We start from the raw sequence: 12,795 nt of genomic DNA, 5'->3' as shown, positions 1-12,795 counted from the left end.
CACGAGTCAACCGAGTGAACTGAGTGAAAGGCGGGTGGCGGCAATGGCCAGGACGACGGACGGGGACGGCACCCCCGTCCCGCAGAGGCTGCTGGCCGCCGCCACCCGGCTCTTCGCCGAACGCGGCTACGACCGCACCTCCGTCCAGGAGATCGTCGAGGCGGCCGGCGTCACCAAGGGAGCGCTCTACCACTACTTCGGCTCCAAGGAAGACCTGCTCCAGGAGGTCTACGCCCGGGTGCTGCGGCTCCAGCAGGAACGCCTCGACGCCTTCGCAGGCGCGGACGAGCCGGTGGAGACGCGGCTGCGCGGCGCGGCGGCGGACGTCGTGGTGACGACCATCGACAATCTCGACGACGCGGCGATCTTCTTCCGCTCCATGCACCATCTGAGCCCGGAGAAGCACAAGCAGGTGCGGGCCGAGCGCCGCCGCTACCACGAGCGGTTCCGGGCGCTGGTCGAAGAGGGCCAGCAGAGCGGGGTCTTCTCCTCGGCCACGCCCGCGGACCTGGTGGTGGACTACCACTTCGGCTCGGTCCACCACCTGTCGACGTGGTACCGCCCGGACGGCCCCCTGACCCCTCAGCAGGTGGCGGACCACCTGGCAGACCTCCTGCTGCGCGCGCTGCGCCCGTGACGTGGCCGGGGGCGCTGCCCCCGGACCCCCGCGCCTCAATTATTCAGCCCGTCCGGCGTTTGAGGACATGCGGCCGAAGGTCGCATACGGGGTCCGGGGCGAAGCCCCGGCGGGGTCTGGGGGCTTGCCCCCAGTTACGGGAAGGGGCGGGTAGGGGAACAGACCCGCCCGCCCACCTACACGTACCGCTTCAACTCCCGCCGCGCCAGCGACCGCTGGTGCACCTCGTCCGGCCCGTCCGCCAGCTTCAGCGTCCGCGCCGCCGCCCACAGCTCCGCCAGCGGGAAGTCCTGGCTCACCCCGCCCGCGCCATGCACCTGCACCGCCTTGTCGAGGATGTCCACGACCGCCCGCGGCGTCGCGATCTTGATCGCCTGGATCTCGGTGTGCGCCCCGCGGTTGCCCACCGTGTCCATCAGCCAGGCCGTCTTCAGCACGAGCAGCCGCAGCTGCTCGACCGAGACCCTGGCGTCGGCGATCCAGTTCTGTACGACGCCCTGCTGGGCGATCGCCTTGCCGAAGGCCTGACGGGACACGGCCCGCCTGCACATGAGCTCGATCGCCCGCTCGGCCATGCCGATCAGCCGCATGCAGTGGTGGATACGGCCCGGCCCGAGCCGCGCCTGGGCGATGGCGAAGCCACCGCCCTCCTCGCCGATCAGGTTCGACGCGGGTACCCGTACATCGGTGAAGACCACCTCGGCGTGGCCGCCGTGGGAGTGGTCCTCGTACCCGTACACCTGCATGGCGCGCCGGACCTCCAGGCCCGGGGTGTCGCGCGGGACCAGGATCATCGACTGCTGGCGGCGGATGTCCTCGCCGTCCGGGTCGGACTTGCCCATCACGATGAAGATCTTGCAGTCGGGGTTCATCGCGCCGGAGATGTACCACTTGCGGCCGTTGATGACGTAGTCGTCGCCGTCGCGGTCGATCCGCGTCTGGATGTTCGTCGCGTCCGAGGAGGCGACCTCGGGCTCGGTCATCGCGAAGGCGGACCGGATCTCCCCGGCGAGCAGCGGCTCCAGCCACTGCTTCTTCTGCTCGTCGGTGGCGAACTGCGCGAGCACCTCCATGTTCCCGGTGTCGGGAGCGGCGCAGTTCAGCGCGGTCGGCGCCAGGTGCGGGCTGCGGCCGGTGATCTCGGCGAGCGGCGCGTACTGCAGATTGGTCAGGCCGGCCCCGTGCTCCGCGTCGGGGAGGAAGAGGTTCCACAGGCCCTGCTTGCGTGCCTCGGCCTTGAGTTCCTCCACGATCGCCGGGGTGTCCCACGGCGAGGCCAGCTGGGCGCGCTGCTCGTGCTCGATGGCCTCTGCCGGGTAGACGTGCTCGTCCATGAAGGCGAGCAGCTTGGCCCGCAGCTCCTCGGTTCGCGCGTCGAATGCGAAGTCCATGTGTACTCAGCCTTCCTGGAGGGTGGTGAGGCCGTGCTCGATGAAGAGGGGCACCAGCTCGCCGATCCGGTCGAAGCCTGGGCCGACGGTCTGGCCGAGGGTGTAGCGGTAGTGGATGCCCTCGAGGATCACGGCGAGCTTGAACCAGGCGAAGGCCGTGTACCAGGAGATGGCGGAGGTGTCGCGCCCGGAGCGGGCGGCGTACCGCTCGATGAGCTCGGCCGCCTCCGGATGGCCCGCCGCGCCGGCGGTGGTGCTGACGGGGGATTCGGGCAGCTCCAGCTTGACGCTGTACATCACCAGCAGACCGAGGTCGGTCAGTGGATCGCCCAGCGTCGACATCTCCCAGTCGAGGATCGCCTTGATCCGGTCGTCCGGGCCGACCAGGACGTTGTCCAGCCGGTAGTCGCCGTGGATGACGGCGGGTGCGGGGGAGTCGGGCAGCGCGCGGCCGAGGGCGGCGTGCAGCTCGTCGATGCCGGCCAGTTCGCGGTTGCGAGAGGCATCGAGCTGCTTGCCCCAGCGGCGCAGCTGCCGGTCGAGGAAGCCCTCGGGCCGGCCGAAGTCCGACAGGCCCACCGACTCGGGGTCCACGGCGTGCAGTTCGACCAGTGTGTCGACCAGGCCGAGGACGGCGTTCCTGGTGCGCTCGGGCCCGAGCGGGGCCAGTTCCTCGGCCGTGCGGTACGGGGTGCCGTCCACGAACTCCATGACGTAGAACGGCGATCCGATCACCGACTCGTCCTCGCACAGCAGCACAGGCTCGGGCACCGGTACCGCGGTCGGGTGGAGCGCGCTGATCACCCGGTGTTCGCGCTTCATGTCGTGCGCGGTTGCCAGTACGTGCCCGAGCGGGGGCCGCCGGACGACCCAGCGGCCGGTGCCGTCGGTGACGGAGTACGTGAGGTTGGAGCGGCCGCCCTGGATCAGCCGGACACCGAGCGGTCCGCTCACCAGACCCGGACGCTCGCGGTCGAGATAGCCGCGCAACTGCTCGGGATCGAGGCCTGGCGGGGGGACTGAGCTCATCGGTGGCACCTCCGAGGGGGCGGTAGGGAAGGTCCCGCTCATGATGACCGACCAGTCGGTATGTCGTCCAGTGCGCGCGCTGAACCGGGGTCTGGATCACAGGCTCCAGACCCACATCCCTACAAGGGGGCTATGGAGGATGACGGCGGTCGAGTGTCCGCCGGGCGGTTCAGGCGTGGCAGGCCACCGGAACGCCGCCGTTCATCGCCGCCATGTCACCGAAGACGGCGACGGGATCCAAGGGGGAGCCCTCCGGCAGGCCGTCCAGCTCCGCGTACGCCCGGTGCACGTTTGCCACCAGTCGTTCGGCTTCCCTCAGCTCGGCGAAGACCCCGAGATCGGCCTGGCGGGCGGTCTCCAGCGGAGTGAGCCCCTTGGCGTGCCCCTGCCCGGCCAGCTCGGCGACGTAGCGCAGATAGCGCTCTGTCGCGTCGTACGCCGACGGGTCGGTGACCGGGCCGTGGCCCGGCACCACGGTCGTCGCGTCCAGCGATCGCAGCACGTCCAGCGCCCGCAGTGACCCGCTCAGCGAGCCCATCGGGATGAAGGGTGTGCCGCCCTCGAAGATCAGGTCCCCGGTGAAGACCACCCGCTGCCGCGGCAGATGCACGATCGTGTCCCCGGGGGTGTGCGCGACGCAGCCGGGGTGGATGAGCCGAACCTCGATGTCCCCGACATGGACCGTGAGCCGGTCGTTGTACGTCACGGTCGGGGCGATGATCGAGATGTCGCCGAAGTCGGTGCCCGGCCACACGAGATGGAGCTGATGCCCGGCCGCCAGCTGCTCGCTGCGGCAGGAGTCGTGGCCGATCACCACGGCCTCGGGCAGGAAGACCCCGTTGCCGTAGGTGTGGTCGCCGTGGTGGTGCGTGTTGACGAGGGTCCGCGGAAGCGGGACCCCGGTCGCGACGAGCGCCTCACGCAGCGCCCGTGCGCGCCGCTCGGTGGCGGCGGTGTCGACGAGGAGGGTGGACTCCCCGTCGCTCACGAACCCCGCGTTGTTCAGGCACCAGCCGCCGTCCGGCTGGACGTAGGCGTGCACCTCTGGTGCGAGCTGGACGGTGTACGGATCGCTGACGGACAACTGAACTCCCCGAGTCGAGGCCGGACCGGTCAGCGGGAGCCTGCCAGCCGGCCCCGGCGCGGGGGAAGCCGGGGGGTGCGTTCAGTGGTCGTCCCAGTGCCCTTCGTGTTCGGCGTGCCGGTGGCCGTCGTGGACGTAGTCGACATGGTCACCGTGCTCCACGGCCGGGTGCCCGCAGCCGGGACCGTGGTCGTGCGCGTGGCCGCTGTGCGAGACATGTTCGCCGGGCTCGCACTCGTCCCAGTGGCCGGAGTGGGAGCGGTGGAGGTGTCCGTCGTGGGCGTAGTCGACGTGGTCGCCGTGCGGGACCTCGGCGTGTCCGCAGGCCGGACCGTGGACGTGCTCGTGCGCGGGGTGCTCATGGTGGAGGACGGTCATAGAGCTCACCTTTGATCTGATATACGGCGTTCTGTCATGGTTCAGGCTAGACCTCAAGACCCGGCTCGTCCGGGTCCCGGCGACGTGCCGCACCCGGGAAAACCGGGGCCGGCACCCCTGTGCCCCAGCCCGGCTTGCGCGGGTGCCGCGCCCGGCCGAGGGTCGGATCATGAAGGCGATCAGCTACAGCCGGTACGGCGGGCCCGAGGTCCTTGAGTACGGGGAGCTTCCCGAGCCCAAGGTCGGACCGGACTCCGTCCTGGTCAAGGTGCGCGCGGCGGCCGTCAATCCGGTCGACTGGAAGGCTCGCGAGGGCTACATCGACGCCCTCTTCGAACCGGTGTTCCCGGTGATCCCCGGCTGGGACGTCTCGGGCGTGGTGGTCCAACCGGGCATCGCCGTCACGGAGTTCGCGGTCGGCGACGAGGTGATGGGATACGTACGCGAGGACTTCGTCAGCCGCGGCACCTTCGCCGAATACGTGGCCGCCCCCGTCCGTACGCTCGCCCGCAAACCCCTGAACCTGAGCTTCGAGCAGGCCGCGGGGCTGCCGCTGGCCGGTCTCACCGCGTACCAGGTGCTGCGCGGCGCGCTCAAGGTGAACAGCGGGGACACGGTCCTGGTGCACGCCGCCGCGGGCGGCGTCGGGTCACTCGCCGTGCAGCTCGCCAAGCACGCGGGGGCACGCGTGATCGGCACGGCCAGTGAACGCAACCACGACCATGTGCGCGAGCTCGGCGCGGAGGCGGTGACGTACGGGGACGGGCTCGCCGACCGGGTCCGCGCGCTGGCTCCCGACGGTGTGGACGCGGCCTTCGACACGATCGGCGGGGACGCGCTCAAGTCCGCGGCCGAGGTGCTCGCGCCCGAGGGCCGGCTCGCCTCGATCGCGGACCGCGAAGTCCTGAGCCTCGGCGGCAACTACTGCTGGGTGCGGCCCGACGCTTCGGAGCTGGCGGCGCTCGGCGAACTCGCCGAACAGGGCGTGATCTCCGTCCATGTGGACCAGACCTTCCCCCTGGAACAGACGGCCGAGGCGCAGGCCGTGAACGCCGAGGGCCGCACCCGCGGAAAGATCGTCGTCACCGTCGACTGGGAGGCCTAGGGTCACCTCAGACGACCATGGCCACCGCGAACCCGGCCAGAGCGATGGTGCACGCCACCGCGGCCAGCGCCGCCCGGTCCGACATCACCCGCGGCCTCGGCCCCGCGCCCAGCGCGCGCACCCGCCAGTGGGCCACCCGCAGGAAAGCCAGCCACACCAGCGCACTGAACGCCACCGCCACCAGCCCGGCCGTGCTCAGATCGCCGCCCCCCACCTGCCGGGCCGCGAGCCCGGCCGCCACGGTGAACGCCAGCGTGGTCCTGCGCCACGCCAGCCTCGTCCGCTCCGGCTGAAGCCCCGGATCCCGCTCCGGCGCGGCCGTCAACGCCCGCCCTCCCAGCCGAAGAGCACGACCACCACCATCGCCACCGCGACAGCGGCGACCACCAGGCTCAGCACCGTCGGGAACCGCGAAACCGGCAGATCCTCGCCCCGCCGCATCGCCCGCTCGCAGCGCACCCAGTGATTCACGGCCCGCAGCGCGCACAACACCCCGGCGCCCAGCAGCCCGAGCGCCATCCCGGTCCGCAGCCACCGCGCCAGGTCCGGCAGAAACTGATCGACCGCGAACCCGCCGCCGATCAGGGCCAGCGCCGTCCGCAGCCAGGCGAGAAAGGTCCGCTCATTGGCGAGCGAGAACCGGTAGTCGGGAGTCTCGCCCTCCTCGCTCACCCGCTGGGGCGCGAACCACAGCCGCAGACTCCGTCCGAAATCGCTCACGCGTCGCACCCTACGTGCCCGACTCCCGCAGCCGTTCGTACGCCGCGAGACCGTCCGGCACCCACTCCCACTCCCCGAGCCGTTCCTCCAACTCCCGCTCGGGCAGGAAGTCGTGCCAGGCGACCTCCTCGGGCTGCGGGTTCACCGGCAGCTCGCAGCGGACCTCGTACACGGCCGACCACCAGGTCTGATCGCCGCGCTCGTAGAGGAACTTGAACAGCGGCACGGGCGCGGGGAGTCCGGAGACCCCCAGCTCCTCCTCGGCCTCGCGCAGCGCCGCCGCGTCATAGCTCTCACCCGCGCCGACGACGCCGCCCACGAACATGTCGTAGAGGGACGGGAAGACCAGCTTGATCGTCGTACGGCGGTGAACGAAGATCCGGTCCTGCGCGTCCCTCGCCAGAACGAAGACCGCACGGTGGCGCATGCCGCGCGCGTACACCTCGCCGCGCGGGGCCTGGCCGATGACCTCGTCGTTCTCGTCGACGATGTCCAGGATTTCGTCTGCGGGATTCATGTTCCCATCCAAGCACCGGCCGAACTGTTGACGAGTTACTGCCGCGTACCGAAGATCGGAGCCATCGCACTCCGGCCCCCGACAAGGATGGAACCCATGGCGTACGACGCTGATGTGATCGTGATCGGGGCAGGACTGGCCGGCCTGGTGGCCACCGCGGAGCTCGTCGACGCAGGGCGCAAGGTCATCCTGCTCGACCAGGAGCCGGAACAGTCGATCGGCGGACAGGCACACTGGTCCTTCGGCGGACTCTTCTTCGTCGACTCGCCCGAGCAGCGCCGGATGCGGATCAGGGACAGCCGGGAGCTGGCGCTCCAGGACTGGCTCGGCACGGCGGGCTTCGACCGCGAGGAGGACCTCTGGCCCCGCCAATGGGCGGAGGCGTACGTCGACTTCGCGTCCGGCGAGAAGCGGGCCTGGCTGCACGCCCAGGGGATGCGGTTCTTCCCCGTCGTGGGCTGGGCCGAACGCGGCGGCTACGACGCCACCGGGCACGGCAACTCCGTACCCCGGTTCCACATCACCTGGGGCACGGGCCCCGGAGTCGTCGCCCCCTTCGAGCGGCGGGTCAGAGCAGGCGTCGCCCGCGGACTCGTCCAGCTGAAGTTCCGTCACCGGGTCACCGGGCTGAGCAGCAGCGGCGGCACGCTCGACACGGTCGGCGGCGAAGTCCTCGAGCCCTCCGGCGCCGAGCGCGGCACCGCGAGCAGCCGCGAGGTCGTCGGGGCCTTCGAGTTCCGCGCGCAGTCGGTGATCGTCACCTCCGGCGGCATCGGCGGCAACCACGACCTCGTACGCGCACAGTGGCCCGAGCGGCTCGGCACCCCGCCCGAGAAGATGCTCTCCGGCGTCCCCGCCCATGTCGACGGGCTGATGATCGGCATCGCGGAACGCGCGGGCGCGAGCCACATCAACAGCGACCGGATGTGGCACTACACCGAGGGCATCGAGAACTGGAACCCGATCTGGGCCAAGCACGGAATCCGCATCCTGCCCGGACCCTCTTCGCTCTGGCTCGACGCGCGCGGCAAGCGGCTGCCCGTCCCGCTCTTCCCCGGCTTCGACACCCTCGGCACGCTCGAACACATCATGAAGTCCGGTTACGACCACACCTGGTTCGTGCTCGACCAGAAGATCATCGGTAAGGAGTTCGCGCTCTCGGGCTCCGAGCAGAACCCGGATCTGACCGGGAAGTCGATCCGCGACGTGATCCGGCGTGCGACGGCGGATGTGCCGGGACCGGTGAAGGCGTTCATGGACAACGGCGTCGACTTCGTCGTCGAGAAGGACCTCTCCGCGCTCGTACGCGGCATGAACGCGCTCACCAAGGAGCCGCTGATCGACGAGGCGCGGCTGCGGCGCGAGATCACCGCGCGGGACCGGGAGATCACGAACCCGTTCACCAAGGACCTCCAGGTCACGGCGATCCGCGGAGCCCGCAAGTACCTGGGCGACAAGCTCATCCGCACGGCGGCGCCGCACCGCATCCTCGACCCGAAGGCCGGTCCCCTGATCGCCGTCCGGCTGAACATCCTCACCCGCAAGTCGCTCGGCGGCCTGGAGACGGACCTGTCCTCGCGGGTGCTCAGCGACGACGGCGAGCCGCTGGCGGGTCTGTACGCGGCGGGGGAGGCGGCGGGATTCGGCGGGGGCGGGGTGCACGGCTACCGCTCACTGGAGGGCACGTTCCTGGGCGGCTGCATCTTCTCGGGCCGCGCGGCGGGCCGGGCGGCGGCGCGGGCGGTGGGGTGAATTCCAGCCCGTCCGGCGTTCGAGGACATGCGGCCGAAGGCCGCGTGCGGGGTCCAGAGGCGGAGGCCCAGGTGTGACGGAAGTCTGACGTGCGGCCGGATCCCCTGGCATCTCGCGTCCCCGAGTGTTCGAATCGAACCGTGACCACACACCACCCCGACGCCGAGGGCGCCCCCGTCGGCCGCCGCCTGGTGCTCGGCATGATCGGGCTCGGCGGGGCCGGAATCGTGGCCGCGCCGTATCTCCAGCGGGGGCTCGAGTCCTTTCTGGCCGCGGCCTCGGACAAGGACCCGACCGGCCTGACCGGACTGCTGCCCAACGGCGGCGGTTTCCGCTACTACTCGGTCGCCTCCTCCGTGCCGCACAAGAGCGAGCAGAACTACCGCCTCACCATCGACGGCCTCGTCGACCGCCCCGCGACGTACACGCTCGACAAGCTGCGCAAGCTGCCGCAGACCCGGGTCGTGCGCGACGTCCAGTGCGTCACCGGCTGGCGGGTCCCCGACACCCCCTTCGAGGGCGTGAAGCTGTCCCTGCTGCTCGACGCCGCGGGTGTACGCCCCGAGGCCAGGGCCATCCGTTTCACCTGCTTCGACGGCACGTACAGCGAGAGCCTCACCCTCCCGCAGGCCCGCCGCGACGATGTGCTGGTCTGCCTGAAGATGCAGGACAAGCCGGTCAGCCACTCGCACGGCGGCCCGGTCCGGCTGTACATGGCGCCGATGTACTTCTACAAGTCCGCGAAATGGCTCTCCGGGATCACCGTCACCTCCCGCGTCCGGCCCGGCTACTGGGAGGAGCGGGGTTATGACGTCGACGCCTGGGTCGGCCGGTCCAATGGCCGCAGTGACACCCCCACCGTCTGAACGGCCCGCCCGCGTCAAGCGGTTCAGCCGGGCCGAGCGCTGGGTGCACCGTACGACCGCCGGGCTGATGCTGCTGTGCGTGGCGACCGCGGCGGCCCTGTACGTACCGCAGATCGCCGAGCTCGTGGGGCGCCGCTACCTGGTGGTCACCCTTCATGAGTGGTCCGGGATCCTGCTGCCGGTGCCCTTCCTGCTGGGTCTCGCCTCGCCCGCCTTCAGGGCCGATCTGCGCAGGCTGAACCGTTTCGGGCCGCACGACCGGACCTGGCTGCGCGCTGCCCGGCGGCGTGATCGCAGGCCCTCGTCGCGTCCGGCGGGCAAGTTCAACGCCGGGCAGAAGGTGTACGCGGCGTGGATCGCGGGCGCGGTGCTCGTGATGCTGGTGACCGGGCTGCTGATGTGGTTCACACATCTGACGCCGCTGGTGTGGCGTACGAGCGCGACGTTCGTGCACGACTGGCTGTCGCTGGCCGTCGGCATCGCGCTGGCCGGACACATCGGCATGGCGCTCGCCGACCCGGAGGCACGCAGGGGTATGCGTACGGGGTCGGTCGAGCGCCCGTGGGCGAAGCGGGAGCACCCGCTGTGGCGCGAGGACGAGTAGAAATCCCCCGCCAGTTCGCCGTAGGGGCGCTCGCCGGGCTGGCACCACTGGCGCCCTGAAGACCTGGGCGGGGGTGTCACGCCCGACTGGTGCGTCTCTCGATGACCTTGCTTTACTGCGCCGTAACCTCTGAAACACCTCAGATCTATATCTGCGTGACCTTGGCCACTGCCAAAATCCCAGGGTTGCCCTGAATATGTGCCGTCGGGCCATGGCACGGTGACGCCCCCCACCGGCCACGGCCGGGACCGCCCATATCCCCTCACGAAGGCGAACCCCTCCATGAGTGACCGCACCACTGCGGCCGAAACGCTCGCCGCCGGGGCACCGGCGAAGAGCACCCCCCACGTCGACGCAGGCGACGCCGGCTACAGCAAGGACCTCAAGTCCCGCCACATCAACATGATCGCGATCGGCGGAGCGATAGGCACCGGCCTGTTCCTCGGAGCGGGCGGCCGGATGGCGAGTGCGGGCCCCTCCCTCGCCATCGCCTACGCGGTCTGCGGCGTCTTCGCCTTCTTCGTCGTCCGCGCGCTCGGCGAGCTGGTCCTCTACCGCCCGTCCTCCGGTGCCTTCGTCTCGTACGCCCGTGAGTTCATGGGCGAGAAGGGCGCCTTCGCGGCAGGCTGGCTCTACTTCCTCAACTGGTCGACCACCGCGGTCGCCGACATCACCGCGGCCGCCACCTACGCCCACTTCTGGGCCATGTTCAGCAGTGTCCCGCAGTGGGTCCTCGCGCTGATCGCGCTCGCCGTCGTCCTCGCCGCCAACCTCATCTCGGTGAAGTACTTCGGCGAGATGGAATTCTGGTTCGCGATCATCAAGGTCGCCGCGCTCGTCGCCTTCATGCTGGTCGGCATCTTCCTGGTGGTCACCCAGCACCCGGTCGACGGCCACACCCCCGGCTTCTCCACCGTCACCGACAACGGCGGCATCTTCCCCACGGGCATGCTGCCGATGCTGCTGGTCATCCAGGGCGTCGTCTTCGCGTACGCCTCTGTCGAGCTGTGCGGCGTCGCGGCCGGCGAGACCGAGAGCCCCGAGAAGATCATGCCCAAGGCGATCAACTCGATCATGTGGCGCGTGGGCCTCTTCTACGTCGGCTCGGTGGTGCTGCTCGCGCTGCTCCTCCCGTACACGGCGTACTCCGGTGACCAGAGCCCGTTCGTCACCGTCACGGAGAAGCTCGGTGTCCCCGGCACGGCCCACGTGATGAACCTCGTGGTGCTGACCGCCGCCCTGTCCAGCCTGAACTCCGGGCTGTACTCCACCGGCCGCATCCTGCGCTCCATGGCGCTGTCGGGCTCCGCGCCCAGGTTCACCGGCCGGATGAACAAGGGCCAGGTGCCCTACGGCGGCATCCTGCTGACCGCCGGCTTCGGCGTGCTGGGCGTCGCGCTCAACTACAAGGTGCCCGACGAGGCCTTCGAGATCGTTCTGAACCTTGCCTCGATCGGCATCCTCGGCACCTGGGGCATGATCATGCTCTGCTCGCTGCTGTTCTGGCAGCGCGCCCAGGACGGCCGGGTCACCCGCCCTTCCTACCGGCTGCCCTGGGCCCCGTACACCCAGATCGTCACGCTGTTCTTCCTGGCCGGCGTGGCCTTCCTGATGTGGTGGGGCGGCGGCGTCGGCCGTACGACCGTGATGCTGCTGCCGCTGATCGCGGCGGCGCTGGTCGGCGGCTGGTTCGTCGTCCGCCGCCGGGTGAGCGCCATCGCAGCGGAGCGCCAAGATGCCTAAAGCCAGGCGCTTGGCGGCTCCGCCGCGGGGTCGGGCAACTGCCTCAGCCGCAGGCGGCTCTCGAAGCGGTACGGCTCTCCCGTCACCGGATCGGTGAACTCCAGCACCTTCGCGAGGAGTTGCAGCGGCCGGGAGTAGTCGTCGGGCCCCGGCTCCTGGACGACCGGATAGACCGGGTCGTTCAGGAGCGGCAGCCCGAGGCTGTTCATATGGACCCGCAGCTGATGGGTGCGGCCGGTGGCCGGCAGCAGCCGGTACCGGCCGAACCCGCCCCGGTGATCGAGCAGCTCGATCCGGCTCTCGCTGTTCGGCTCGCCGGGCTCCTCACGCGCCGCCATCACCCCGCGCTCCTTCACGATCCTGCTGCGTACGGTCACGGGCAGGGTGACAGCCGGGTCGTACGGCGCGATCGCCTCGTACTCCTTGCGCACCCGCCGGTCCCGGAACAGCGTCTGGTACGCCCCGCGGTCCCCGGGCCGCACGACCAAGAGCGCGAGCCCCGCGGTCAGCCGGTCGAGCCGGTGCGCGGGCTGCAGTTCGGGCAGACCGAGATCGCGTCGCAGCCGCGCGAGCGCCGTCTCGGTGATGTGCCGGCCGCGCGGGGTGGTGGCAAGGAAGTGCGGCTTGTCGGCGATCACCAGACGCTCGTCGCGGTGGACGATCCCGACCTCGAAGGGCACGCGCTCCTCGGGGGCGAACTCGCGGTGGAACCAGAGATAGCGCCCGGCGGTGTACGGCTCGTCGGCGGCGACCGGACCGTCCGTGGAGACGATGCGTCCCTCCCGGAACAGGGCCTCGACCCTGTCGGCGCCGATGGCATCGGCGTACCGGGCGAGGAGATGGTCGTACACCGTCTTCCACGCGCCGTCGGGATCGGCGGGCAGCCGCAGCCGTACCGGATCGATGCCGTCGCGCTGGGGGAGCGGCGCGGGCGGGGCCTTGTGTCTGCGTCTCACCAAGATGACTGTA

At 70.4% G+C, this 12,795-nt stretch carries 14 protein-coding genes; 6 read left to right on the top strand and 8 right to left on the bottom strand.

The genetic code is table 11. The features are described from left to right. Positions 1-43: 43 nt before the first annotated feature. Complete coding sequence (locus OG741_RS08705; protein WP_266478161.1) at positions 44-637, top strand: TetR/AcrR family transcriptional regulator; 594 nt, start codon at positions 44-46, stop codon at positions 635-637. Positions 638-813: 176 nt separating this feature from the next. Here OG741_RS08705 and OG741_RS08700 read toward each other — a convergent pair whose 3' ends face one another. The 4 genes from OG741_RS08700 to OG741_RS08685 all read right to left on the bottom strand — a co-directional run bounded on the left by OG741_RS08700 (position 814) and on the right by OG741_RS08685 (position 4,519). Continuing rightward, a complete protein-coding gene (locus OG741_RS08700; RefSeq protein WP_405596232.1) occupies positions 814-2,028 on the bottom strand; it encodes an acyl-CoA dehydrogenase family protein in 1,215 nt (404 codons plus the stop codon). Between the two features lie 6 nt (positions 2,029-2,034). Continuing rightward, entirely contained in the window at positions 2,035-3,057 is a 1,023-nt protein-coding gene (locus OG741_RS08695; RefSeq protein ID WP_405596231.1) for a phosphotransferase family protein, read from the bottom strand. Positions 3,058-3,226: 169 nt separating this feature from the next. Further along, on the bottom strand, positions 3,227-4,141 hold the full coding sequence (locus OG741_RS08690) for an MBL fold metallo-hydrolase (RefSeq protein ID WP_405596230.1): 915 nt from the start codon (positions 4,139-4,141) through the stop codon (positions 3,227-3,229). 81 nt (positions 4,142-4,222) lie between these two features. After that, positions 4,223-4,519 carry a hypothetical protein gene (locus OG741_RS08685; RefSeq protein WP_405596229.1) on the bottom strand — a complete coding sequence of 99 codons (297 nt, stop codon included), beginning with the start codon at positions 4,517-4,519 and terminating at the stop codon, positions 4,223-4,225. A 169-nt stretch (positions 4,520-4,688) separates the two neighbouring features. Between OG741_RS08685 and OG741_RS08680 the strand changes: the two genes are divergently transcribed. Continuing rightward, positions 4,689-5,624, top strand: coding sequence for an NADP-dependent oxidoreductase (locus tag OG741_RS08680; protein WP_405596228.1), 936 nt, complete (start codon positions 4,689-4,691; stop codon positions 5,622-5,624). A gap of 7 nt (positions 5,625-5,631) precedes the next feature. Here OG741_RS08680 and OG741_RS08675 read toward each other — a convergent pair whose 3' ends face one another. Genes OG741_RS08675 through OG741_RS08665 form a run of 3 tightly spaced genes read right to left on the bottom strand, consistent with a single transcriptional unit; the run spans position 5,632 to position 6,861 of the window. Continuing rightward, positions 5,632-5,949: a DUF202 domain-containing protein gene (locus OG741_RS08675; protein WP_405596227.1), complete on the bottom strand. Its 318-nt coding sequence runs from the start codon at positions 5,947-5,949 to the stop codon at positions 5,632-5,634. After that, a complete protein-coding gene (locus OG741_RS08670) occupies positions 5,946-6,344 on the bottom strand; it encodes a YidH family protein (protein WP_405596226.1) in 399 nt (132 codons plus the stop codon). Before OG741_RS08670 ends, OG741_RS08675 begins: the two co-directional genes overlap by 4 nt. 10 nt (positions 6,345-6,354) lie before the next feature. Beyond that, complete coding sequence (locus OG741_RS08665) at positions 6,355-6,861, bottom strand: NUDIX domain-containing protein (protein ID WP_405596225.1); 507 nt, start codon at positions 6,859-6,861, stop codon at positions 6,355-6,357. A gap of 96 nt (positions 6,862-6,957) precedes the next feature. Here OG741_RS08665 and OG741_RS08660 point away from each other — a divergent pair, with 96 nt between their 5' ends. The 4 genes from OG741_RS08660 to OG741_RS08645 all read left to right on the top strand — a co-directional run bounded on the left by OG741_RS08660 (position 6,958) and on the right by OG741_RS08645 (position 11,826). Beyond that, positions 6,958-8,613 carry an FAD-binding dehydrogenase gene (locus OG741_RS08660; protein WP_405596224.1) on the top strand — a complete coding sequence of 552 codons (1,656 nt, stop codon included), beginning with the start codon at positions 6,958-6,960 and terminating at the stop codon, positions 8,611-8,613. Positions 8,614-8,813: 200 nt separating this feature from the next. After that, positions 8,814-9,479 carry a molybdopterin-dependent oxidoreductase gene (locus tag OG741_RS08655; protein ID WP_405605460.1) on the top strand — a complete coding sequence of 222 codons (666 nt, stop codon included), beginning with the start codon at positions 8,814-8,816 and terminating at the stop codon, positions 9,477-9,479. Further along, complete coding sequence (locus OG741_RS08650; RefSeq protein ID WP_405596223.1) at positions 9,451-10,083, top strand: cytochrome b/b6 domain-containing protein; 633 nt, start codon at positions 9,451-9,453, stop codon at positions 10,081-10,083. The genes OG741_RS08655 and OG741_RS08650 overlap by 29 nt, the downstream gene beginning before the upstream one ends. Before the next feature lie 282 nt (positions 10,084-10,365). Next, entirely contained in the window at positions 10,366-11,826 is a 1,461-nt protein-coding gene (locus OG741_RS08645; RefSeq protein WP_405596222.1) for an amino acid permease, read from the top strand. On the opposite strand, the gene OG741_RS08640 is transcribed toward OG741_RS08645, so the two are convergent. Then, positions 11,823-12,782, bottom strand: coding sequence for an RluA family pseudouridine synthase (locus OG741_RS08640; protein ID WP_405596221.1), 960 nt, complete (start codon positions 12,780-12,782; stop codon positions 11,823-11,825). The genes OG741_RS08645 and OG741_RS08640 overlap by 4 nt on opposite strands. Positions 12,783-12,795 lie beyond the last annotated feature (13 nt).

The organism is Streptomyces sp. NBC_01410, from assembly GCF_045040195.1.
Classification (GTDB): domain Bacteria; phylum Actinomycetota; class Actinomycetes; order Streptomycetales; family Streptomycetaceae; genus Streptomyces.
Note: the sequence above shows the minus strand (reverse complement) of the source record. Positions and strands in the feature narration are given on the sequence as shown.

Bases quoted from the DNA above. Each gene is read 5' to 3' on its own strand.
- OG741_RS08705 (WP_266478161.1), top strand. From the start codon at position 44: ATGGCCAGGACGACGGACGGGGACGGCACCCCCGTCCCGCAGAGGCTG.
- OG741_RS08700 (WP_405596232.1), bottom strand. From the start codon at position 2,028: ATGGACTTCGCATTCGACGCGCGAACCGAGGAGCTGCGGGCCAAGCTG.
- OG741_RS08695 (WP_405596231.1), bottom strand. From the start codon at position 3,057: ATGAGCTCAGTCCCCCCGCCAGGCCTCGATCCCGAGCAGTTGCGCGGC.
- OG741_RS08685 (WP_405596229.1), bottom strand. From the start codon at position 4,519: ATGACCGTCCTCCACCATGAGCACCCCGCGCACGAGCACGTCCACGGT.
- OG741_RS08680 (WP_405596228.1), top strand. From the start codon at position 4,689: ATGAAGGCGATCAGCTACAGCCGGTACGGCGGGCCCGAGGTCCTTGAG.
- OG741_RS08665 (WP_405596225.1), bottom strand. From the start codon at position 6,861: ATGAATCCCGCAGACGAAATCCTGGACATCGTCGACGAGAACGACGAG.
- OG741_RS08660 (WP_405596224.1), top strand. From the start codon at position 6,958: ATGGCGTACGACGCTGATGTGATCGTGATCGGGGCAGGACTGGCCGGC.
- OG741_RS08655 (WP_405605460.1), top strand. From the start codon at position 8,814: ATGATCGGGCTCGGCGGGGCCGGAATCGTGGCCGCGCCGTATCTCCAG.
- OG741_RS08650 (WP_405596223.1), top strand. From the start codon at position 9,451: ATGGCCGCAGTGACACCCCCACCGTCTGAACGGCCCGCCCGCGTCAAG.
- OG741_RS08645 (WP_405596222.1), top strand. From the start codon at position 10,366: ATGAGTGACCGCACCACTGCGGCCGAAACGCTCGCCGCCGGGGCACCG.